Origin of the sequence: Nocardia sp. CA-290969 (assembly GCF_050936135.1) — a bacterium.
Classification (GTDB): Bacteria; Actinomycetota; Actinomycetes; order Mycobacteriales; family Mycobacteriaceae; genus Nocardia.
Genome location: NZ_JBNJNJ010000001.1, coordinates 2,460,753 through 2,482,754 on the forward strand (window position 1 = coordinate 2,460,753; position 22,002 = coordinate 2,482,754).

Annotated in this window: 25 protein-coding genes; 9 read left to right on the plus strand and 16 right to left on the minus strand. The window is 68.8% G+C overall.

Going from position 1 to position 22,002, the window contains the following annotated elements:
* Window positions 1–484: 484 nt before the first annotated feature.
* Together ACQEVO_RS11475 and ACQEVO_RS11480 are read left to right on the plus strand one after the other, a co-directional pair.
* On the plus strand, window positions 485–1,447 hold the full coding sequence (locus ACQEVO_RS11475; RefSeq protein ID WP_432911983.1) for an acyl-ACP desaturase: 963 nt from the start codon (window positions 485–487) through the stop codon (window positions 1,445–1,447).
* Between the two features lie 127 nt (window positions 1,448–1,574).
* Complete coding sequence (locus tag ACQEVO_RS11480) at window positions 1,575–2,219, plus strand: endonuclease (RefSeq protein ID WP_432911986.1); 645 nt, start codon at window positions 1,575–1,577, stop codon at window positions 2,217–2,219.
* 4 nt (window positions 2,220–2,223) lie between these two features.
* Here ACQEVO_RS11480 and ACQEVO_RS11485 read toward each other — a convergent pair whose 3' ends face one another.
* The 11 genes from ACQEVO_RS11485 to ACQEVO_RS11535 form a co-directional block, all read right to left on the minus strand.
* Window positions 2,224–2,688, minus strand: a complete 465-nt coding sequence (locus tag ACQEVO_RS11485; protein ID WP_432911988.1) for a DUF3237 domain-containing protein — start codon at window positions 2,686–2,688, stop codon at window positions 2,224–2,226.
* Window positions 2,685–4,370, minus strand: coding sequence for a CocE/NonD family hydrolase (locus tag ACQEVO_RS11490; protein WP_432911990.1), 1,686 nt, complete (start codon window positions 4,368–4,370; stop codon window positions 2,685–2,687). The genes ACQEVO_RS11485 and ACQEVO_RS11490 overlap by 4 nt, the downstream gene beginning before the upstream one ends.
* A complete protein-coding gene (locus ACQEVO_RS11495) occupies window positions 4,367–4,828 on the minus strand; it encodes a MarR family winged helix-turn-helix transcriptional regulator (RefSeq protein WP_432911993.1) in 462 nt (153 codons plus the stop codon). Before ACQEVO_RS11495 ends, ACQEVO_RS11490 begins: the two co-directional genes overlap by 4 nt.
* Window positions 4,825–6,090 (minus strand): flavin-dependent oxidoreductase, encoded by a 1,266-nt coding sequence (locus ACQEVO_RS11500; protein ID WP_432911995.1) that lies wholly within the window; start codon window positions 6,088–6,090, stop codon window positions 4,825–4,827. The genes ACQEVO_RS11495 and ACQEVO_RS11500 overlap by 4 nt, the downstream gene beginning before the upstream one ends.
* A gap of 144 nt (window positions 6,091–6,234) precedes the next feature.
* A complete protein-coding gene (locus ACQEVO_RS11505; RefSeq protein WP_432911997.1) occupies window positions 6,235–6,951 on the minus strand; it encodes an MBL fold metallo-hydrolase in 717 nt (238 codons plus the stop codon).
* A gap of 173 nt (window positions 6,952–7,124) precedes the next feature.
* Window positions 7,125–7,760 (minus strand): YczE/YyaS/YitT family protein, encoded by a 636-nt coding sequence (locus ACQEVO_RS11510; RefSeq protein ID WP_432922585.1) that lies wholly within the window; start codon window positions 7,758–7,760, stop codon window positions 7,125–7,127.
* 266 nt (window positions 7,761–8,026) lie between these two features.
* Window positions 8,027–8,230, minus strand: a complete 204-nt coding sequence (locus ACQEVO_RS11515) for a cold-shock protein (protein WP_432912000.1) — start codon at window positions 8,228–8,230, stop codon at window positions 8,027–8,029.
* A gap of 131 nt (window positions 8,231–8,361) precedes the next feature.
* Window positions 8,362–9,252 carry a Vgb family protein gene (locus ACQEVO_RS11520; RefSeq protein WP_432912003.1) on the minus strand — a complete coding sequence of 297 codons (891 nt, stop codon included), beginning with the start codon at window positions 9,250–9,252 and terminating at the stop codon, window positions 8,362–8,364.
* 19 nt (window positions 9,253–9,271) lie between these two features.
* Window positions 9,272–10,171: an alpha/beta fold hydrolase gene (locus ACQEVO_RS11525; protein ID WP_432912006.1), complete on the minus strand. Its 900-nt coding sequence runs from the start codon at window positions 10,169–10,171 to the stop codon at window positions 9,272–9,274.
* Between the two features lie 65 nt (window positions 10,172–10,236).
* Window positions 10,237–11,460 carry an RNA polymerase sigma factor gene (locus tag ACQEVO_RS11530; RefSeq protein WP_432912008.1) on the minus strand — a complete coding sequence of 408 codons (1,224 nt, stop codon included), beginning with the start codon at window positions 11,458–11,460 and terminating at the stop codon, window positions 10,237–10,239.
* Window positions 11,457–11,813: a YciI family protein gene (locus ACQEVO_RS11535; protein WP_432912011.1), complete on the minus strand. Its 357-nt coding sequence runs from the start codon at window positions 11,811–11,813 to the stop codon at window positions 11,457–11,459. Before ACQEVO_RS11535 ends, ACQEVO_RS11530 begins: the two co-directional genes overlap by 4 nt.
* 206 nt (window positions 11,814–12,019) lie before the next feature.
* On the opposite strand from ACQEVO_RS11535, the gene ACQEVO_RS11540 reads away from it, so the two are divergent.
* Window positions 12,020–12,295 (plus strand): hypothetical protein, encoded by a 276-nt coding sequence (locus ACQEVO_RS11540; RefSeq protein WP_432912014.1) that lies wholly within the window; start codon window positions 12,020–12,022, stop codon window positions 12,293–12,295.
* Window positions 12,296–12,428: 133 nt separating this feature from the next.
* Here the strand turns inward: ACQEVO_RS11540 and ACQEVO_RS11545 are convergent, their stop codons facing one another.
* The 3 genes from ACQEVO_RS11545 to ACQEVO_RS11555 form a co-directional block, all read right to left on the minus strand.
* A complete protein-coding gene (locus tag ACQEVO_RS11545; RefSeq protein ID WP_432912017.1) occupies window positions 12,429–12,635 on the minus strand; it encodes a DUF397 domain-containing protein in 207 nt (68 codons plus the stop codon).
* Complete coding sequence (locus ACQEVO_RS11550) at window positions 12,632–12,955, minus strand: Scr1 family TA system antitoxin-like transcriptional regulator (RefSeq protein WP_432922588.1); 324 nt, start codon at window positions 12,953–12,955, stop codon at window positions 12,632–12,634. The genes ACQEVO_RS11545 and ACQEVO_RS11550 overlap by 4 nt, the downstream gene beginning before the upstream one ends.
* A gap of 71 nt (window positions 12,956–13,026) precedes the next feature.
* Window positions 13,027–13,683 (minus strand): hypothetical protein, encoded by a 657-nt coding sequence (locus ACQEVO_RS11555; RefSeq protein ID WP_432912019.1) that lies wholly within the window; start codon window positions 13,681–13,683, stop codon window positions 13,027–13,029.
* Window positions 13,684–13,701: 18 nt separating this feature from the next.
* Between ACQEVO_RS11555 and ACQEVO_RS11560 the strand changes: the two genes are divergently transcribed.
* The 3 genes from ACQEVO_RS11560 (at window position 13,702) to ACQEVO_RS11570 (ending at window position 16,222) form a co-directional block, all read left to right on the plus strand.
* Window positions 13,702–13,959, plus strand: a complete 258-nt coding sequence (locus ACQEVO_RS11560) for a hypothetical protein (RefSeq protein ID WP_432912021.1) — start codon at window positions 13,702–13,704, stop codon at window positions 13,957–13,959.
* Between the two features lie 126 nt (window positions 13,960–14,085).
* On the plus strand, window positions 14,086–15,276 hold the full coding sequence (locus ACQEVO_RS11565) for an NAD(P)/FAD-dependent oxidoreductase (RefSeq protein ID WP_432912024.1): 1,191 nt from the start codon (window positions 14,086–14,088) through the stop codon (window positions 15,274–15,276).
* Between the two features lie 10 nt (window positions 15,277–15,286).
* Complete coding sequence (locus ACQEVO_RS11570; protein WP_432912027.1) at window positions 15,287–16,222, plus strand: sigma-70 family RNA polymerase sigma factor; 936 nt, start codon at window positions 15,287–15,289, stop codon at window positions 16,220–16,222.
* Window positions 16,223–16,329: 107 nt separating this feature from the next.
* On the opposite strand, the gene ACQEVO_RS11575 is transcribed toward ACQEVO_RS11570, so the two are convergent.
* Complete coding sequence (locus ACQEVO_RS11575) at window positions 16,330–17,472, minus strand: N(5)-(carboxyethyl)ornithine synthase (protein ID WP_432912030.1); 1,143 nt, start codon at window positions 17,470–17,472, stop codon at window positions 16,330–16,332.
* A gap of 216 nt (window positions 17,473–17,688) precedes the next feature.
* On the minus strand, window positions 17,689–18,633 hold the full coding sequence (locus tag ACQEVO_RS11580) for an RNA polymerase sigma-70 factor (protein ID WP_432912033.1): 945 nt from the start codon (window positions 18,631–18,633) through the stop codon (window positions 17,689–17,691).
* 231 nt (window positions 18,634–18,864) lie between these two features.
* Here ACQEVO_RS11580 and ACQEVO_RS11585 point away from each other — a divergent pair, with 231 nt between their 5' ends.
* From ACQEVO_RS11585 to ACQEVO_RS11595, 3 genes are all read left to right on the plus strand, one after another.
* Window positions 18,865–19,464 (plus strand): hypothetical protein, encoded by a 600-nt coding sequence (locus tag ACQEVO_RS11585; protein WP_432912036.1) that lies wholly within the window; start codon window positions 18,865–18,867, stop codon window positions 19,462–19,464.
* A 284-nt stretch (window positions 19,465–19,748) separates the two neighbouring features.
* Window positions 19,749–21,008, plus strand: coding sequence for a carotenoid oxygenase family protein (locus ACQEVO_RS11590; RefSeq protein WP_432912038.1), 1,260 nt, complete (start codon window positions 19,749–19,751; stop codon window positions 21,006–21,008).
* 19 nt (window positions 21,009–21,027) lie between these two features.
* Complete coding sequence (locus ACQEVO_RS11595) at window positions 21,028–21,918, plus strand: GntR family transcriptional regulator (RefSeq protein WP_432912041.1); 891 nt, start codon at window positions 21,028–21,030, stop codon at window positions 21,916–21,918.
* Window positions 21,919–22,002 lie beyond the last annotated feature (84 nt).

Consider the following 22,002-nt stretch of genomic DNA (forward strand, 5'->3'; position numbering starts at 1 on the left):
ACGCCGGCCCGCTACCATCCCCGGCAATGCCGGCGCGCCGCAGCCTGCGGACAGCCTGGGACCCGATTTCTCGGAGTCGGGCTGTGAGTGTGCCGGGATTGCGGGCGCCGCAGCCGGGACGCCGGACGAGGGCGCCGCTGCCCGGTCGGTGAACTACCTGGTCGGCGTCCTGGTTTCGGTCCGGCTGTGTCCGGGCGGGGAGTTGTTACCCTTCGGATGACCGGTCGCCACCCGACGCGGGCATCCGGACATCGTCCGATTCCCCCGACCCGGCGAGGCGAACGGTTCGCCGGTGGACGGGTATCGTCTGCACCGGCTAGGCAGCTGTCAGCAGGACCTGCGCGGACTGCGGGGATATCGCCGCGCGGGAGTGTGTGTTCGACCCCGATCCGGGAACGTCGAGCGCGGTATGCGGTGGTATCGGGCCGGCCGCGACTCGTGCGGGTTCCGGATCGTTTTCCGAGGACGAGCCGAGAGGATCTGCATGGGACGCGATATCACGCAGTACGAATTGCTGGTCGAGCTGGAACCGGTGGTCGCCGAGAATCTGGACCGCCACCTGTCCACGGCCAAGGACTGGAACCCGCACGACTATGTGCCGTGGGACGAGGGCCGCAACTTCGCCGCCATGGGCGGTGTCGACTGGGATCCCGAGCAGTCCCGGCTGTCGGAGGTCGCCAAGGTCGCGATGATCACGAACCTGCTCACCGAGGACAATCTGCCTTCCTATCACCGGACGATCAGTGAGCATTTCTCCCGGGACGGCGCCTGGGGCACCTGGGTGGGCCGGTGGACGGCGGAGGAGAACCGGCACGCCATCGCCATGCGCGACTATCTGGTCGTTACCCGCGGGGTCGATCCGGTGGCGCTGGAGAACGACCGCATGGTGCATATGACCCGCGGTGTGCACGCGCCCGAATACTTCCACGGCATGCTCGACCAGGTCGCCTACGTGACGTTCCAGGAGCTGGCCACCCGGATCAGCCACCGCTGCACCGGAAAGGTCTGCGAGGACCCCATCGCCGACCGCATGCTCAAACGCATCGCGACCGACGAGAACCTGCATATGATCTTCTACCGCAACCTGGCCGCGGCGGCGTTCGATCTCGCCCCGGACCAGGCGATGGAATCCGTCACCAAGATCGTGACGGATTTCGCGATGCCCGGGAAGGGGATGCCCAACTGGCGGCGCAACGGTGTGCTGATGGTCAAGCACGGTATCTACGATCTGCGCCAGCATCTCGACGAGGTGCTCATGCCGGTCTTGCGGATCTGGAATGTCTTCGAACGTACCGATTTCACCGCGCGCGGCGAGCGCAGCCGTGAAGAGCTGGGCGAATATCTCGCCAAGCTGGAAAAGGACGTCCTGAAGTTCGAGGAGCAGCGGGCGCGGTTGCTCGCCCGCGAGTCCGCCAGGGCGGAGAAGGCCGGCGTCGCGGTCGGCTGAACCGAGTGCGATACCGGCATACGGGACCGGGTTCGGCGGGGCGGCACATGCACCCGGCGCCCGGCCCCGTCCACGCGAGGTGTGGATCGCCGACCGGCGGGTACCCGCGTCGGCGGAAGGAGGCGTCATGAGCCAGCGAGATACCGTGCACGCACTGCTCGACCGGGCGGGTACCACCTACGCCGCCGAAGCGGGGATCAAGCTCGACGACAAGCCCGCGCCGTTGTTCCAGCTGCTAATGCTGTCCGAACTGCTCAGCGCCCGGATTTCGGCCGATATCGCCATCTCCGCGACAGCGGAACTCGTGCACAGCGGTTTCCGCACCGCGCGCAACGTCGCCGACGCCGACTGGCAGGAACTGGTCGACGCGCTCGGCCGCGGCCATTACCGCCGCTACGACGAACGCACGGCGTCCCAGCTCGGTGAGATCGCCGGGACGACACTCGACAAATACGACGGTGACCTGCGCAAGCTCGCCGCCGTTGCCGATCACGACGTCGACCGCGCCGGCGAGCTGCTCCAGCAGTTCACCGGTATCGGTCCGACCGGCAGCGATATCTTCCTGCGTGAAGTCCAGGATGTGTGGCCGTGGGTGCGCCCGCACTTCGATCAGCGTGCCGTGCGCGGCGCCGAACGGGTCGACCTGCCCGCCGACCCCGGGAAGCTGGCCGGCCTGACACCGGAGAGTCATGCCGCCGAGCTGGCCGCGGCGCTGGTGCGTGTCGGGCTCGACGACGAGCTGGCCGAGGAAGTCCGCTCGGCGACGCATTGACCGCTCAGGTGACGCGGTAGGCGGTGTAGCGGATCCGGTCGGCGTCCCGGAGGGCGGAGGCCACGAAAATGGTATGTTCCAGTTCGGCCAGCTCTGGGGCCGAGGTTTCCAGCCGGACACCGAGGCGGAAGTAGTACTCCGCCGCGTCGACCGGGTCGCCGCGCAACAGCGCCGCCAGCACTTCCGGGCTGCCGCTGCGCACACCGAACGTGGTGAGGTAGACGTACGCGCCCTCCGCGGTCCGCGCGGAATACCGGGTATCGATCTCGATGGCGCCGTCCGGTCGCACCACCTGCCAATCCGCGCCGCCCGGCAGGATCTCCGCGTCGAACAACCCGGTGACGGTGCCGCCGACGATCGGAACGACCCGGCGGTGCCCGGCGCGGGTCGTGCCGTGATCCTCCATCGCCCCGAGCCGGGCCTCTACCCGGAACGCCGGCTCCAGGCCGGGTATCGCCGGGGCGTTCACGACGACCACACCGGCAGGTCGATACGCGACGGTACCGCGGAATCGTGCGAGATCTCCTGGGTGGCGCGGTGCAGGGTGGTGGCCGTGGCGGCCGGTTCGCCCGAGCCCGGATTACGGGCGTACCGGGGATGCGCACCCGAACTGATCTGCACGCCGATCCGGTGGCCGGCCGCGAAGCGGTGGAAGGTCGGCCACAGCCGCACCTCGACCTCCCGGAAACCGTCCGGATCGGGTGGCGGATCGGTATCCACGGTGGCGATACTACCGATGCGGCGGATACCGTCGCAGACGGTCATCGACCGGCCGTCCGGATGCACATCGCAGATCCGGACGAAGAGATCCGCGCTCGGTTGTGACGACCGGAAACGGATGCGCGCCACCGGTTCTCCGGCGATCGTGACCGCGGCGGAAAGCGGCTCGCCACGGAATACCGTGACATCGGCCCGGCGTTCGTGCCCGGCATTGTCCACCGGACCCGAATCGGGCTGCAGGCTGGGCCCGCCGAGGGCGGGGGTGGGATCGGCCGGATCGTAGACATAGCTCGTGACACCGCCGTCCGGGCGATCACGGCCCAGCCCGCCCGCGGGCCGCAGGTACAGGACGTCGGTGGCCGTACCGGGCGGCGGCCACGATTCCAGGTCGTGCCATTGCCCGCCGCCGGTGCGATACGCGCGCACCGGTGCGACGCGCGAGCTCGGCGCCGCGGTGAAATGTTCCCGGAGGAATTCGGCGGTTTCGCTGATCGCCGGTGCGCCCATACCCCGGGACAGGTGTCCCCACGGTCCGAGCGTGAGCCGTGGCGGTCGCCCGGCCGCAGCGAGCTGGGCGTAGGTGCGCAGCTGCCACGGCAGGAAGATGTCGTACCAGCCGCTGATCATGTAGACGGGCGCGGTGACGTCGGGGACCGTGGCGGTATGCGACTGCTGGGTCCAGTAGTCGTCGGTGAGCCGTTCGTGGCCGACCCAATCCTGATACCAGTGCACCCGCCGGCCGTTCGCGGCGATATCGCCGTCGGTCAGTGGCAGCGCATCGAATGCCTTGCGCAGCTCGGCGTCCGGGCGCAACTGTCCCAGCAGCAACGCGAGCATTTCCCGGTGGATCATGCGGTCCATCATCTGCGTCCAGCCGAGTGCGTTGCGTAGCGAGAACGCGGCATTCTCCCAGGTGATCGCCCCGAAATCGGGCATGGTGACGAGCAGGCAGAGGGCGTCGGGCGCGAGCGCCGGGTCGTCGCGCTGGAGTTTCCCGGCGACCGCCCACTGAGTGAAGCCCATATAGCTGGGGCCGAAGGTGGCCACCGTGCCGGTGCACCAGGGCTGCTGTCGCACCCAGCGGTGGGTTGCGATCCCGTCGCGCTGTTCGTCGACCTGCGGGGTGAACACACCGCCGGACCCCCAGGTGCCGCGGCAGCTCTGGAACAGCACCCGGAAACCTTCGCGGGCCAGCGCCCGGGCCTGGTTCGCGACCGGCCCGCTGCGGCCGTACGGGCCGCGGATCACGACGGTGGGCAGTCGCGGATCGGTCTCGCCGAGTGGGGTGATCAGGTCGGCCAGCAGTTCGACTCCGTCGTCCATCGGTACCCGCAGGTTCTTCTGGATGGCGATATCGTGCGGGCCGGGGACGAGCCCCTTGATGGTCCGCGCCTGCATCCATCGGGAAAAGCGCCGGCGCAGTGCGTTCATTCGGTGTCCTCGGGGGTGCGCAGATCGTGCAGTGCGGCCCGCAGCTGTTCCAGCGCGGGCAGTGCGGCCGCCAGGGCAGCGCGGTCGGTATCGCTCAAGGTGGCCGCGGCGGCGCTGACGAGGGCGCTACTGGCCAGGTCGAAACGGGTGAACAGGTCGTGGGCGCGTGCGGTGGTGCGGATCTCGACCTGGCGGCGGTCACCGGAACCGGGGCGGCGGTCGATCAGCCCGGCCGCCTCCATCGTGGTGAGTAGGTTGCTGACCGTGGACCGGCTCAGGCCGAGTTGCCGGGCGAGTTCGCCGGAGGTGGTGACAGTGCCCGCCGGCAGCGCGCGGATGACCTCTATCTGCGCGTCCGGGATCTCCGGCAGCTGTTCGGCGGCCCGCGCCGCGGCGAGCAGGGTCCGGCGCAGCGGGGAGATCACCGCAGCCAGCCGGGCCGCGTCCAGTTCGGTCACGAAGCGGCTTCCAGCGGGTCGAGGCGGCGTTCGGCGGGTGGCGGGGTCAGTGACGGCCGCGTGTTGAGGGCATCGGGGTGGAATCCGGCGGCCTTCTTGTAACCGGTGGCGATCTCGGCCAGCTCGGCCGGGGAGACGATATCGTGGATATGCGCGAACCCGTCCGGCGCCCGTTCGTGGGCGAGCACCATGACCTGTTCGGGGCCCTGCTGACGGTTGCTCAGCACGAGTGCGGTGGTCGCCGGCCGCCGATCCTGTTCGTAGGCCGCGAGCGCCGCGTCGGTGGAACCGGCGGTGGCCAGCCGGTAGGCGAGAGTCCGGGCGTCGAGGATCGCCTGGGAGGCGCCGTTGGAGCCGTTCGGGTACATCGGATGGGCCGCGTCGCCGAGCAGCGTGGTGCGCCCGTAGGTCCAGCGGTCGAGCGGATCCCGGTCCACCATCGGGTATTCCAGGATTTCCCCGGCGGCCGACAGCAGGCCCGGCACATCCAGCCACGGGAAACGCCAATCCCGGAACAGGTCCACGATCGGGGCGGGGTCGACCGCACGGTTCCAGTCGACCTGGCGATCGGCGGCGTCACCGGGGCCGCCGGTACGGCGTTCGGCGATGAAATTGATCTCGTCACCGATCGGGTAGGCGACGAATTTCTGCTGCGCGTCACCGGCCATGATCATCGTGCGGCCGTCGAGGAACCCCGGCGCCCGGGTGGTACCGCGCCACAACGTCAGGCCGTTCCACACCGGCGCACCCTCGTCCGGCCGGTGCCGGCGGCGCACCGCCGAATAGATACCGTCGGCGCCGATGATCAGATCGGCATGCACCACCACTTCGCCTGCGGCCGTGTGGAATCGGGCGGTGCCGGCCGGTTCCGCGGCGATCAGCCGGTGCCCGGTGTGCACGGCATCGTCGCCCAGCCGCTCCCGAACGGCGGCGAGCAGCTCCAGCTGTAACCGGCCACGATGCACCGACAGCTGCGGCCACCGGTAACCGGCCGCGAGACCCCGCGGTTCCGACCAGATCTCCTGGCCGTACCGGTTGTAGTAGCTCAGCGTTCCCGGCGCCACCCCCAGCGCGGCCATCCGCGCACCGAGCCCGAGTTCGGTGAGCTCCCGCACCGCGTGGGGGAGGAGGTTGACTCCGACGCCGAGCGGTCGCAGGCTGCCGACGCGCTCGTACACGCCGATATCCCGGAACCCGGCCGCGTGCAGGCTCAAGGCGGCGGAGAGCCCACCGATACCCGCACCGACGATCACGATTCCCATGGCGGGTCAGTTTTGCAACAAAACTATTTTCCGTCAATAACGAGCCGGATCCGGCCGGTGAGCCGGCAGCCGTGCGCCACCCTCATCGACGCCGGTCCGGCCGCCGGAAGAGGCGAGCCCGGCAGCCGGCGGGTGACCGGGCGGTCACTGCGGTATCCGCTCCTGGTAGACCGTCGCGAGATCGCGCAGCGCCTGCGCGCAGTCACCGGTGTAACCGGAGCCGTGCATCACCGCCAGGGTCGTGGGCCGCAGTTCCGCGAGCCGATTCAGCGCCGCGGGGACGGCGGGGCCGATCGAGGTCGCGTGGAATACGTCCTCGGCGACCGTCGCGGGTTCGACGAGGTCCGCATCGGTGAGTGCCGGTCCGTCACCGAGCTGCGTCATCAGGTCACCGCAGAACAGCACCCCGGTGGTTTCCTCGTACAGGACGCGCGCCTCCCAGTTGTGCGGTGCGTGCGGGGTGTCCAGATGCCGGATCCGGCGGTCGCCCAGCTCGATCACCTCACCGTCGGCCAGCCGCCGCGGTGGCCGGTCGGCCAGATCGTCGATCGACACCAGGCAGCCCACCTCGCCGTGCGCGACCTCGGCGCGCGGGGCGGCGGCGAGGAACTGGTTCATGGCCCCGCATTCGTCGGCCTCCACATGCCCGAAGGTGATCCACCGCAACTTCTCGACCGGCCTGATCCGCGCGACGGCCGCGGAGACCAAGGGGAACAGGGCACGCATACCGGTGTGGAACAGCAAGGGGTCGTCGGCGTCGACGAAGAATTGATTGAACGTGAACCCGGTGGGCCCCACCTCGGGTATGTAGGTGGAGAACCGGTAGATACCGTCGGCGATTTCGTCGGTTCGGGTTTCCATAGGAGACGTCCTGGTCGTTTCGATCCCCCGTCGCAGCACCCAGCGCGGTCGAACAGCGAACGCTCAGTTTACTCCCGTCCGGGTCCCCGGCAGAAGGCCCGCGCAAGGACGGCGGGAGGTCGTGCGCGCCCGGCCGAAGGGACCAACGCGCCGGCTCGGCCGGCCGTCACGACTCACGGACCAGGGCGAACGGCGGTGTTGCCGCACCCGGCTCCCTCCGGTTCCGATGCCCTCGCACGTGTATCGGCCGATGACCGATTCGGCGCCGGAGCGGTGGTCTCGAATCCCGGCAACCATCCGTTCACCAGCGGAATCAATGCCTGCATCAGCGGTCCGATCGCGAGCGCGTACACCGCGGTGCCGAGCCCGATGCTGCCCCCGAGTATCCAGCCGGTGACCAGCACCGCGACCTCGATCGCCGTTCGAACCAGGCGGATCGACAAACCTGTGCGCTGCACCAGACCGGTCATCAAACCGTCGCGGGGCCCCGGCCCGAACCCTGCACCGATATACAGCACACCGGCGAGTGCGTTGAGGGCCACCGCGAGCACCATAGCGCCCACACGGACCGGTAGCGACTCCCAGTGCGGTAGCAGCCACAATCCGAGGTCCACCGCCGGGCCGACCAAGACGACATTGCTCACGGTGCCGAAACCGGGCCGCTGCCGCAGCGGTATCCAGGCCAGCAGCACGACGGCGCCGGTCACGATGGTGACCGTCCCGAAGCTCATCGGAACATGCCGTGTCACACCTTCGTGGAAAACGTTCCAGGGACCCAGACCCACTGCGGCGCGGATCATTACGGCCATCGAGAAGCCGTACAACCAGAGGCCGGCGAACAGAGCCACGAGACGTCGGATCACATGACGAGCATGCCGGGCAGCCGGACCGTTCGTACAGGGCCGGTCATGTGCTACTGGACCCTTCACGCTCCGCGGCGAGAGTCCGCCGGGGCGTCAGGAACGAGGGGAATCGCTGATTGCAGCCACCCGCCGCCGATGGAACGGAGTTCGGGGACCGGACCCCGAAAAGCACGAAACCCGCGCCGTAGCGCGGGTTTCGGGACCAACGACTCTCAGATGGCGCGGACGTCCTGCGCCTGCGGGCCCTTCTGGCCTTGGCCGATCTCGAACTCGACCCGCTGTCCCTCTTCGAGGGACTTGAAGCCGGAGCCGGAAATCGCGGAGTAGTGGACGAAAACGTCAGGCCCGCCACCGTCTTGGGCGATGAACCCGAAGCCTTTTTCGCCGTTGAACCACTTCACACTGCCTTGCGACATACTGTTTCATTACTTCCTGTTGCGGGTCGGGCGATCACTTCAACAACCCATACCCAGCACCCAGCATGCCATACCCACGGATCGCGCGCACACTCAGGCCCCTGCGGGGATGCTCCGGCCGCCGGGCGGGGTCAGGGCGCCGCGCGGGCCACTGCCCCGATCTCCAGGGCCGTCCACACCGCGCCGTCGGGGCCGATGGTGATGCCGTGGGGTTCGGATTCCTTTGTGGGCAGGTCGTATTCGGTGAGGGTGCCGTCGCGGCCGAGGCGGCCGAGGCGGTTGGCACCCCATTCGGTGAACCAGCAGTCACCGGAGGCCGGGGCGACGACCGCGTGGGGTTTCGCCGCCGGATCGGGCAGCGGGAACATCCGCATGGTGCCCGCGGGGTCGAGGCGACCGATCCGCCCGGCCGCGATATCGGCGAACCACAGGGCGTCCGGGCCGGACGCGATGCCCACCGGTGCGCCCCCATCGGGTAGCGGGTACCGGGTGACATCACCGTCGAGGTCGATCCGTCCGATGGCGGCGGCTTGGTTGAGGCTGAACCACAGCGCACCATCGGGGCCGCAGGTGATCATGGACGGGAAACCGCCTCGCACGGGCAGGTCGAAGTGGGTGATCTGCCCGCCGGGCGTGATGCGGCCGATCCGGTCGGTGTTCATCTCGGTGAACCAGACGGCCCCATCCGGACCGGCGCAGGTCCCGAACGGGCCGCTGCCGGCCGGCAGGCCGAACGCCGTCACGACGCCGTCGGTGGTGATACGCCCGATATGGTCGTCGCCGGACCGGGCGAACCACAAGGCGTCGTCCCCGCCCGCGGCGATAACGGTCGGCCGGCATCCGGCGGGGCCGGCCGGATAGCGGTCGAGCGCACCGTCCACGGTCAGGCGGGCTATTTCGCCGCTCTGGGCCAGCGTGATCCAGAGCGCGCCGTCGCCACCCGTGGTGATTCCGTAGGGCCCCGCCGCGGCGTCGGCCACCGGGAACTCCCGAACGATGCGAAAATCGGCTTCTCGTGTCATAGCTGCCCTCCCGGCTCGGTCATTCGGTAGTGGCGCCGACCTGGTGTACCAGGTCGGAGATGAGCGCGGCGAGTTCGGCGGGCCGGGTCATCGGCAGGTTGTGGCCGCCGTCGATATCGATCAACCGTCGGCCGTGCCCGGCCCCGGCCACCGCGCGGACCTCGGCGTAGCGCGCCGCGTAGAAGCCGTCCGTGGGCAGCACGATCGTCATCGGGCACTCGATCCGCTCGTACACGTCCACACTCGGATATACGTCCGCCTCGGGATCGGGCACCGCGGTGAGCGCGATTTCTTCCACGGTCGGCCGCCGCACATACCCACCGTCATGGCCGGGTACGAAGCAGCGGCGCATTACCTCCCGCACCAGCTCCGGGCGGGCACCGGCGTTGAGCGGATCCGTTTCCGTCTCCCGCGTGCACCGGTCGATGTAGTCGAGCATTCCGCGTTCGTCTGTGAGCCACCCATAGCGGAACATCTCCCGCAACTGCCGGCCGGCCGCGGGTTCTCGCCACTGCGCGTTGGTGCGCACCGCTGTCGCACGATCGTCGAGGACGAGACCGTCGACCACACACAAGGCCGCCGGATCGACGACCCCGGCGGCCGTCGCCGCTGTGACGGCGTATCCACCGGTGGAATGCCCCACCAGGACAGGCCGGTCCCAGCCCAGAGCGGCCACCACGTCACCGAGGTCACGCCAATACTGTTCGGCTGTCGGAGAATCGGCGTCCGTATGTCCGTGGCCGCGCAGATCGAACGCCACGACGCGGCAGTGCGGCACCAACTGCGCCGCCACCTCCGACCACGCCACACAGTTGTGACCACTTCCGTGCACCAGCAACACCCCCGTGCCCGCACCGCCGAAGTCCAGCCCCGACAACACCCCGCCGGACACATCCACCGTGATCTCGGTCGCCAACACAAGCCGACACTGTGCCCGCCGCGGCCGGCTCCACGCAACTCGTTATCGGCGCGGGCGTGGCCGCATCACGAAGCGGATGCGGCCTTGTGCAGTTGCCGTTCGAGGAACCGTCGTTCCGGTTCGTTGCCCACGCGCTCGAGGGCGGCACGGTAGGCGGCGGCCGACTCGTCGTACCGGCCGAGGCGGCGCAGGAGTTCGGCGCGGGTGGCGTGGTACAGGTGGAAACCGGCGAGGTCGAGTGTGTCGACGATCGCCAATGCCGCACCCGGCCCGTCGGTCTCGGCGATCGCGACGGCCCGGTTCAACGCCACCACCGGGGTCGGTGTGGCGTCGAGCAGCAGGTTGTACATCCGCACGATGGCCGGCCAATCGGTGCGGGCGGCCGTCGGGGCCTGGGCGTGCAGCGCGTTGATCGCGGCCTGTAGTTGGTAGGGCCCGGGGCGGCCGCGGCGCACACACCGGGCCACCAGGGCGAGACCCTCGCCGATCTCGGACCGGTCCCACTGCGACCGGTCCTGTTCGGCCAGCGGAACGAGATCCCCGTGTGGTGTGGTGCGGGCGTCGCGGCGGGCGTCGGTCAGCAGCATCAACGCCAGCAGGCCGAGCGCCTCCGGTTCGTCCGGCATCGCCTCGGCGAGTACCCGGGCGAGCCGGATGGCCTCCGCACACAGATCACCGCGGATCAGGTCCGTACCGGACGAGGCCGCATAGCCCTCGTTGAAGATCAGATACAGCACCGCGAGCACGGCATCGACCCGCTGCGGCAGGTCGGCATCGCGGGGGACCCGGTAGGGGATGCGGGCGACCCGGATCTTGTTCTTGGCGCGCACGATTCGCTGGGCGACCGTCGGCTCGGCGACGAGGAACGCCCGCGCGATCTCGGCGGTGGTGAGGCCACCGAGCAGCCGCAGCGTCAACGCGACCTGGGCGTGCCGGTTGAGCGCCGGATGGCAGCAGGTGAAGACGAGCCGGAGCCGCTCGTCGGGGACCGCGCCGGTATCCGGCGGTTCGTCGTAGTGGTGCAGCACCGCGGCCTCCGCGTGTTTGGCGTCGCGCTGCGCTTCCCGGCGGTGCCGGTCGATCGCGCGATTGCGTGCGGTCGTGATGATCCACGCGGCCGGACCGGGCGGCACACCCTGGTCCGGCCACGTGCGCACGGCCGCCGCGAATGCCTCCTGCACCGCCTCCTCGGCGGCATCGATACTGCCGAGGAGGCCGATCAGCACCGCGACGGCGCGGCCGTATTCTGCGCGGAACACAACCGCGATATCGTCCGGTGTTCCGGTCACTGCTCCGCTTCGGTATGGAACGGCCGCACCTCGACGGGCAGGTGGCAGGCCCGTGTCGCCTTGCGACCCCACTCCAGCGCCTCATCCAGGTCGGCCGCCCGGATCACCCAGAACCCGCCGATATGTTCCTTGGTTTCCAGATACGGGCCGTCGGTGACCAGCACATCGCCACCGGCACCGACCCGCAGCACGGTCGCCGTGCTCGCCGGATGCAGGCCACCACCGAACACCTCGATACCGGCCTGCGCCAACTCCTTGTTCAAGGCGTCCACGTCGGCGGCGATCTGCGCCATCTCCTCGTCGCCGGGGGCGTAATCGTCGTCATGGTGAATGCTGAGCATGTACTGCGGCATCTGAACCTCCTGTGTCGTTGCGTTCACCCTCTACACGAACGGGCACCCGGTGGATCGACATACTCGCGAAGAAATTCTGCGCCCATTTTTCCCGGTTCGGAACTCCGCCGGTACCCGACCGGGACGGCGCCGCCGAGTACGGCCGCTGCGGTACCTTCGGCGGTGGCTCCACGCTCCCGGCTCGGAGCGAGCGGAGGAGGTTATCGGTGAACCGAACTGTTGCCGCAACGCTGTGGGTGGTACTCCAAGCCGTTGCCGGAATCGTCGCCGGCGCGGCGTTCTGGACCGTGGTGCAGATAGCGCTGGCATACATCGGTCACTGGCTGGTGAACGCCCTTGTCCTGACACCGTTGGTGGCCGCGGCAATAGCGGCGGCACTCCATCTACGAGCTCGACGGTTCGCGGTGTTCGGCTGGGCTTTCTTCGCCGGCGCGACTGTCTACGGTTACCTGTTCAGCCTTCTGGTCCTGGTCCACATCTGAAAGCAGGACTACCACGGGTTTCGCAGGGGCCGGCGCCGCACACGTCGACCGTCGGCGCCTGCCTCCGGCGTGGCTCCACGACTGTCGCCGTGTGCGAATACTCTCGTCCGCGTCGAACGCGGTGCAGGGGGTCTTACGGTCGCTCGAACGCGCGGGCGGTGGTTTCGGTCAGGAAAGCGTCCCATTGGGCGGGGGCGAAGACCAATGCCGGGCCGCTCGGGTTCTTGGAGTCGCGGACACCGACCATGCCTCCGCCGAGGTGTGCGACCTCTACGCAATCGTTGCCCCCGCCGCTGTGGCTGCTCTTGAACCATCGGACTCCGGATAGGTCAAAATTCACTGCTCGTACTCCCTGGCTACCCGCCGAAGCATCTGTTTGCTGTCTGCCAGTGGCAACGCTACCCGCTGTAACTTCCGGAACGTATCTCTGTAGTGGGTGACCGCCTTGTCCATGTCGTAATACATGTTGCCCCTATATCCCTCCACGTAGACCGTGGGCGGCTCGCCGGTCGCTCGGTCGAAGTCCAGAACGGTGAACGGACCACACGCAACTCCGAGCGGGAATCCGGCCGAGAAGGGCAGCACCTGAACTGTGACGTTCTCCGGCAAGTCCGCGAGGTGGCGTAATGCGTTCCGCATGACGGCCGGGCTGCCGACGATACGACGCGTCGGTCTCGGCGATCAGCATCGCGCGGTGGAATGCCAGGGTGGTCATGAGAACCGGTCGGCGCTCAGTTCGGCGCGTCTGCCGGGACGCGGACCGCGACCTCGCCGCCGAGCGTATGCCCGCCGGTGAGCCGCAGGTGGTCGCCGCTCCAGAAGCGGCCCGGGTCGTACCAGTCGGGGCTGCGTTTCGGCGGTAGCAAACCCATCTCCTGATAGGTGGCGGCCACGATCTCCGCGCAGTAGGCGTTCTCGACCTCGCGGGCCGCGGGACGCCGGGACTTGCGGCGCGGCAACTGGATCCGGCCGCGGAACCAGCGTCCCGCCAGGGCCGCGGTCGAGGGGAACGGCGTGCCGTCGAGACGGGCGATCGCGCGCAGGGCGCCGTCCTCCATCGGGCCGGTGGCCGGCGGATCGAGCTGGCGTAGCCAGGCCTGCTGGTCGTATCGGTTGGCCCACACCAGTACCGCGTCGCGCAGATTGTGCAGCTGGGCGCCGCGATGGGTGGTGCCCGACCACATATCGGTGAGCGAGCGACCGAGTTCGGCGTGCCAGATGAGGGCGGGTAGATCGTCGAGCACCACGGCCATACCGACATGGTTGACCGGACTGTTCGTGGTCATCCTGATCATCCGGTCGGCCGTGGAATGTCCACGGAACAACCAGATATCGCCCGTTCTGGTGATCTCGACAGCCCGGTCGAGATCGATATCCGTACCCGCCATAGAAGTAGCCTATGCGGTATGAGGTGGTGGAAGGTGCTGGGTTTGGCGGGTGCGGCCGGTGTGGTCGCCACCGGTGTGGTGGTGGTGCGCGCGGAGCGCCGTCGCCGGGCGTACACGCCGGACGAGGTCCGGGAACAGTTGCAGGCCCGGTTCGCGCAGGCGGTGGCCGCTGCGGAGGGCGCCGAGGCGGCCGAACCGGAACCGCGGGCCGCCCGTATTCGCGCGTGGGCTCGCCGGGTTTTCCGGCGCCGGCGGGCAGCCGCCACGGAGGAGTGATCCACATCACATACTGATCCTGTCAGGGTTTCGTGCGCTGTCCCGTTCAAGGAGCACGCGAATCAGAATTCGCCAGTGCACACGAACCATCGGTTCGGGCACACGAACCGAGACAGGAGCACCGCCATGTTGCATCGCATCGTGATCCTCGGCGCCGGATACGCCGGCGCCTACGCCGCCGGACTGCTTGCCCGGCGCCTGCATCGCGACGAGGTCGAGATCACCGTCGTCAACGGGGAACCCGATTTCGTCGAACGGATGCGCCTGCACCAGCTCGCCGCGGGCCACGAGCTGCCGCGGCGCGAGCTGGCGGAGCTGTTCGCGGGCACCGGTATCCGGTTGCGGGTGGCGCGCGTGGATGCCGTCGACCCGGACGAGCGGATCGTGTCCCTGACCGGGGACGGCGGGAAGGAGCGGCTGGGGTTCGACACCCTCCTGTATGCCCTCGGCAGCACCGCCGCCGTGCACGAGGTGCCGGGGGTCGCCGAGCATGCCTTCCATGTCGCCGGGCGGCCGTCGGCGCTGCGGTTGCGCACACGGTTGGACGAACTCGACGGGACCGGGACCGTACTCGTCGTCGGCGGGAATCTCACCGCCATCGAAGCCGCCACCGAACTCGCCGAAGCCCGGCCGGGACTGCGGGTTACCCTCGCCACCAGCGGTGAGCTGGGCGGCTGGCTGGGCCCCGCGGCCCGTCGTCACCTGCGGCAGGCATTCGACCGGTTCGGGATCGCGGTCCACGAGCACACCGCCGTCGAACGGGTCGAGGCGAACAGCGCGGTCGCGGCCGACGGCACCGTGTTCCCCGCCGACGCCACCGTCTGGGCGGCCGGCTTCTCGGTGCATCCGGTGGCCGCGGCGAGCGGGCTGGCGGTGCAGGAGAACGGCCGGATCCGGGTGGACCGGATGATGCGGTCGGTCTCGCATCCGGGGGTGTACGCCGCCGGTGACAGCGCCTTCGTGATCGGTGACAACGGCCGGCCGCTGCCGATGTCGTGCGCGTCGGCGGGATTCACCGCCACACAGGCCGCGGCCGCGATCATCGGCGATCTCACCGGCCGGCCGGTCTCGCAGACGGCGCTGTCCTACGTCGGCAACCACATCAGCCTCGGCCGCAAGGACGCGATCTTCCAGCTGGTCGACCGCGAGGAGCAGTCGCGGACCTGGGCCCTGCGGGGTCGCCCGGCCGCGCACGTGAAGGCCGCCATCCTGGCGGCGGGACCGTGGAGCCTGCGCCATCCCACCTACGGCCTGCCCACGCGCAAGGTCCACGTGGCGGACGCGGTGCGGCGTAGCGGCGAGGCGGTCGCGGCCTAAAGTGGCGATCGTGGACACCGCCACCGTGGAACGCTTCGAGGCCGGCCGGTCGCGGCTGGCCTCGCTGGCGTACCGGCTGCTCGGATCGGCCGCCGACGCGGAAGATGTGGTGCAGGACGCGTTTCTGCGCTGGCAGGCCGCCGACCGGGACCGGATCGAGGTGCCCGAGGCATGGCTGACGAAGGTGGTGACGAACCTGTCGCTGGACCGGCTGCGCTCGGCGCGGGCCCGGCACGAACGCGCGTCCGGTGCCTGGCTGCCCGAACCGCTGCTGGACGGCGACCCCATGCTGGGGCCGGCCGATACCGTCGAGCAGCGCGAATCGGTCACCTTGGCGGTACTGCGGCTGATGGAACAGCTGTCGCCGGTCGAGCGCGCCGTTTACGTTTTGCGCGAGGCGTTTTCCTACACCCACGCCGAGATCGCCGGGATCCTCGACATCACCGAAGCCGCGAGCCAGCAGCACACACATCGTGCCAGGCAGCGGATCGCCGCCGGGCGCAAGGCCGGCGCCGCCGACCGCGCCTCCGCCCGCCGGATCGTGGAGGCATTCGTCGCCGCTGCCTCTTCGGGGCACACCGAACACCTGGTGGCCCTGCTGACCGACGATGCCACCGCGGTCTCCGACGGGGCCGGCCTGGCCGCGAAGCTACAGGTCATGACATCGCCCGTCCAAATCGCGCGCACGCTGCGCGCGGGCTTCAAACCGACCCCGGCCAAACGCCGTTTCGTGGGCGCCCCCGTGACGATCCACGCCGGTGTGGTCAACGGTGCCCCGGCGATGCTCGCGACGGCCGAGGGCCGCGTGATCGGTGTGGTGGTCCTCGAAGTCCGCGACGACAAGGTCGCGGCGGTCTGCGGTATGGCCGCCGCGCACCGGCTGGGGCGAGTCAACGAGCAGTGGCGGCGCACCGAGCACCCGGCGCCGGTGATCGAAACCTGGTGAGTGCCGGACGTTTCCGTTGACCCGGGAACGGCGAATCGGGCCGCCGCCGCGCATCAGGGGTGTGCGCCGCTTCGTCGGGCTGAGTACTGCCGGCGACCCCACCCCGCTCAGCGCACCGCGTGCGGATATGCCTCGGCACGTCCCTGGAAGGAGAGGATCCGCGGATTCACTATCCGGCCTTCGCGGATCTCGATCGCGCGCCGGACGGTCTCGCTGCGATCCCAGGCCTGCGGACCGCCCGCCACGATCGGCAGGTACTCCAGCAGTGCTTCGGAGTTCTCCCAGGTGGCTGAATTCCACAGATACGACGGGCTGTGGTCGACACCGTAATAGTGCAGATCGTCACCGACGGTGAACATGGGGTCGGCGAACGATGTCGGGCGAGACCATTCGAATCCCATGCCCGAATCGCAGGAGACATCGACGAACAGGGTCGAGGGCGGGAACAGGCCGAGATCTTCGTCCAGCACGAATAGCAGCGGGTTCTCGGTGTCCTGGAACATGCAGTTGACGATCACGTCGTAGTGGGCGAGCATCTCGGCCAGCGGTCCCGGCTCCGGGGGTTTCAACGCCAGGGTGCGCCGGGGGTTGCGCGGGTCGCGCTGGAAGGTCTGCATCCGCACCGACGCGAACGGCGACGCGACAGCGGATACGCTGCGCTGGGTCAGCACCGTCACATCGCTGATCCCCAGTGCCGACAGCGCACGCACCGCGCCCCGGGCAGTGGCACCGAAACTGAGGACCGCGGCCCGCAACCTCCGGCCGTAGTCGCCGGTGACGCCTCTGAGCTGCAACGCGTGCATGACCGAGCAGTAACCGGCCAATTCGTTGTTCTTGTGGAAGACGTGCAGGCCGAAACCACCGTCCGCGTTCCAGTGGTTCATGGCCTCCCAGGCGATCAGGGTCAGGCCACGATCGACGGCCGACTGGGTGAGTCGCGGGTCCTGCACACAATGCGGCCAGCCCCAGACCACCTGCCCGGGATGCATGGCCGCGAGATCTTCCGCGAGCGGTTTCGGCAGTAACAGGACATCGCATTCGGCGAACAGTTCCGCCCGCGTGCGGTGCCCGGCGACCAGCGGCGCCATCCGCTCGTCCGAGTAGCCGAACCGTTCGCCGTAACCGTGCTCGAGGAAAATGGTCGCGCGGATTCCGGGGTCGATCCGGTCGAAATGCGCGGGATGGATCGCGAGCCGATGTTCGTCCTCCTTGTGGGAGGTCGCCACGACACCGAGCGTCAGTTGCTTCACCAAATGAGCCTACGCGCGTGGCTAGGGGCGGATTCACCAAGCACGTGTTCGCGCCGGTCAGCGCGCGACGGTGTCCACGATCCGGTCGGCGACAGCAGTCATCCCGGCCGCGTTGGGATGGTTGGCGGTGACAGAACATCGAAGGGGCACGGCGAATCGATCGCCGCTGAACCGATGCTCTTTCGCGCGTGGTCCGTGCCGGAGTTGCCAACGGCATTACCAAATGGCGGGGAGGGGCTGATGGGGTGCGGTGTCCGCCCACCGCGCCTTGATGCGTTCCAGTTTCTCCGGGTTCACCTGGATACGAATCGCGGCGACGCCGTCAGGTGTGGTGTCGAAACAGAAAACACCGAGAACCTCCCCACCGACCTCCACCAGCAGCGCCGGGTCACCGTTGACCGAGATCTCGTAGAAGAGCGGATTGTCGCCGATGAACGCGCGTTTTGCGGCCGTCGGCTTGAACAGCCCGTGCAGGTACCGCGCGATCGCGGCGGCGCCGCTGACCGGACCCCGCCGCGCCGGAACCCGGCCGCCGCCGTCGGCGATACTGACGGCATCAGCGGTGAGCAACCGGATCAGCGGTTCGGTATCACCGCTGAGGGTCGCGGCCAGGAATTCCCGGGCGATGGTCCGGGCGGCCGCCCGGTCGACCCGGGTCCGGGACCGGCCCGCGGCCACATGTTCCCGTGCGCGCCGGTAGATCTGCTGGCAGTTCGATTCCGTGAGGTCGAGGATTTCCGCGATTTCCCGGTGCCGGTAATCGAAGGCTTCGCGCAACACGTACACCACCCGCTCCTGCGGTGAGAGCCGTTCCAGGAGGGTCAGCACCGCCAGCGACACCGATTCGCGCTGCTCGACGGTATCGGCCGGGCCGAGCAGCGGGTCGCCCGTCAGTACCGGCTCCGGAAGCCACTGTCCCACATAGGTTTCCCGCCGGGCCCGCGCCGAGGTGAGCTGGTTGAGGCAGTGGTTGGTGAGTACCTTCGTCAGCCACGCCTCCGGCGTCTCGATCTGTTCCCGGTCGGCCGCGTGCCAGCGTAGGAACACCTCCTGCACCGCATCCTCGGCATCGCCCGCCGACCCCAGCAGACGGTAGGCGATCGCCGCCAACCGTCCCCGGTGTTCTTCGAACAGATCCATCTCGTGCGCACTGAGCGACATCGCTCCATCGTCGACTATGCCTACAGATTCGTTCCACCCCACCCGTCTGTGGGTGCGCCTGCCGTGCCCGGTCAGCGGGCTCCGGTCTTGCTGGGCCGGCCGGCCCCGGGCGGACCATCGCCCGTGCGCAGTGCCCGGTGGGTCACTGCTCAACGGCGGTGCCGGAGGAGCGAGTCGCCTGCAATACCGACGGGTCTGTTCTTTCCTGGTGCAGTAAGCGATCATGATCGGGTGGATCTGGATCGAATCAGCACCCGAACCGCGGAATTAGCGGCAAGCTTCGGTGTGCGGGCGCCACATGTTGTGGCGGGGAAAGTGCCGACGTGGTCGATCGCGGGCCTGCGGTACGCCATTTGGAAGCGGCCGCCGGTGCTGAGAGTAGAGGCCCGATTCGGTGACCTCCCCGCGGCCGAACAAGACGGGGCGCTCGCCATAACGGTCGTGGCAGGCGATCTCTATAGAAGAGGGGCGTACAAGACCGTTTTCGCTTACGTCCTGAGTTTCTCGGTCGTCAGTTTTCCGCTGCTCTACCTTGCCGCCCTGCACCGAATTCCGAGTTCGCTGGTATTTCCGGTCTTCATGGCGCTCTATGTGTGCGGCTACCTGCTGACCTTCGCGCTGCGGTCGCGGCGCATCATCTACCGCATCGACCACCGAGTGGCCGAGGTGATGGGGCGGCCGGTCGTGGACATGATGATCGACTACGGCATTCGTAACGACCACTTGGTTCGCGGCTTCATCCGGCTTTACTTCACCGCGTTCAGCCCCACGGTCGCCCAGCGAGTGCGACGCCTCGACACCGCGTTCGGACCGCGGCTTCTCACTGCCTAGCCGTATGCGGGTCACGCGGCTACGTCTTCCGGAGGCGGGCATGTAGCCGGGGAACTCGATGAGGCCGGACTTCGGGGAACGAAGGTCGAAAAGGACGTTTTCGCCCGGCGGCTCCGCGCGGCCGGGGTGGCAGTGGAGATCTGTGCCTCGGGACGCGGCGCCCGACACCGGCTGAAATCGGGCGTCGGTGGCCGCCACGTGGCGCGGCGCTCTGTACTAGTACACGGCGCAAGGATCATGTTGTGCGGGGCGTTGTTTCGGGCCGCGGTTCCTACGTTGTACTCATGAGATATCTGGAAGGTCATTTCGCGCCTGTAGAGGTAGAGGTCACGGCCCACGACTTGCCGGTGACCGGGCGTATCCCGGCCGAACTCGTCGGCCGGTATGTGCGCAACGGTCCCAATCCGGTGGGCGTGGAGGATCCGGGCGCCCATGTCTGGGGTATGGGGCAGGGCATGGTGCACGGGGTGCGGCTGCGGGACGGACGGGCCGAGTGGTATCGGAACCGTTTCGTGCGTGTGCCGGGCTTCGCGCCCATGGTGCATGTGCTCGAGCACGCGGGGCAGACGTTCGCCGTGGCCGAGGGCGGGCTGCCGCCGGCCTTGCTGGACGACGAGTTGAACACCGTGGGATTCTGCGAGCTGGGTGCGACGGCGGAGGGATTCAGCGCGGGGGCGCATTCCAAACACGACCCACTGACGGGGGAGTTGCATTCGCTGTCCTATATGCCCGGCCGTGATTTCGTGCAGTACATCGTGACCGATGCCGCGGGGACGGTGATCCGCACCGTGCCGATCGAGATGAACCGCACCCCGTTCCTGCACGACTTCGCGCTCACCGGCGACCACGTGGTGCTCTGGGATACGCCGCTGGGGTTCGACGGATTCGACTGCCGATGGCTACCGGAGCACCCCACGCGTGTGGGCGTGATGCCGCGCACGGGCGGGGAGGTGCGCTGGTACGAGATCGACCCGGTGCATGTCAGTCATACGCTCAACGCCTACGACGACGGAGAGTCGATCGTCGTGGACCTGGTCACCGCTCGAGGCCCGTTCGACCCCGCCGACCCCGGCGCGATCCGGCCGGTGCTGGACCGCTGGACCGTCACCACCGACAAGGTACGGCAGCAACGCATCGACGACCGGCCACAGGACTTCCCCCGCATCAACGACGCCTACGCCGCCCACCCCCACCGCTACGGCTACTCCGCCGCGACAGCCCTGTACGGGATACCGTTCGCACCAGAAAGCGCGCCCCCGGACGAAGCGTTCACCAACGCGCTGGTCAAACACGATTTCCAGCGGGGCACCGCGGAAGTGCACGCGTTCGGGCCGGAAGAAGCCGTGGGCGAGGCCGTGTTCGCGGCCACCGGGCCGGGCGAGGACGAGGGATATCTCCTCACCTACGTGCACGATCCGCACCGCAACGCCGCCGATCTGGTCGTGCTGGCCGCTCAGGACTTCACCGGTGCACCCGTCGCGCGTATCCACCTGCCCGCCCGCGTACCGCTGGGTCTGCACGGCAACTGGCTGCCCGACCACTGACCCGTGCCAGCATGATGGTGTGACCGATCCCCGACCGCCCTACCTCCGAATCGTCGCCGAGATCGAGCGGCGCATCGCCGCGGGCGAGCTGCGGCCGGGCGATCCGGTTCCCACTACCCGAGCCGTCGCCCGCGAGTGGGGGGTCGCCATCGCCACCGCCACCAAAGCGCTGGCCACACTGAAAAATTCGGGCGCCATCGAATCGACGTCCCGCGTCGGCGCCGTGGTCACCGCGCGTCGTCTGCCCTCGCGAACCGGTGAGGGGCTCGATCGTGACCAGGTCGTGCACGCGGCGATGCGGATCGCCGACAACGGTGGTTTGGCCGCGCTCTCTCTGCGGGCCGTGGCCGCCGAACTCGGCGTCGCGACGATGACACTGCGCCGCAACCTCGACGGCGAGGCCGAACTCACCCAGCTGCTCGCGGACGCCGCGTTCGCCGAGATCGACTATCCCGAGCCGTCCCCGGTGTGGCGTTCGCAGCTGCGGGTGGCCGCGCTCCTGCAATGGGGTGTCTACCAGCGACATCCGTGGGTGCCGCCGCTGGTGTCCATCACCCGTCCGGCCACCCTGCCGGCGATGATCGCCTACGGCCTGTGGACGCTGCGCGCCTTCGACGGCCTGGAACTGGATCCCTCCACCCGGCTCCACGTCTACGCCACCCTGGTCAACTATGTGCGGGGCACCGCGATGAACATCGAAAGCGAAGCCCGCGCCGAAATGGACACCGGAATGACGAGCAGGCAGTGGGGCACTGCCCGCCTCGCCGTGGACCGGCCACTGATCACCCAGCTCACGGAACCGGACACCGAGGTGGACCTGGAATCGCTGTTCGCCTTCGGGTTGGAACGGCTGCTCGACGGCCTGACCGTGGTGATGACACCGCGAAAGACCCGGCGCCCGCAGACGTGAGGCGTGGCCGGCACGGTTTCGCGCCGGCCGGGACTCCTCCCAACGAAGGACGCGCGGCGGCGGCCGCCGACTATACGGTCGGCC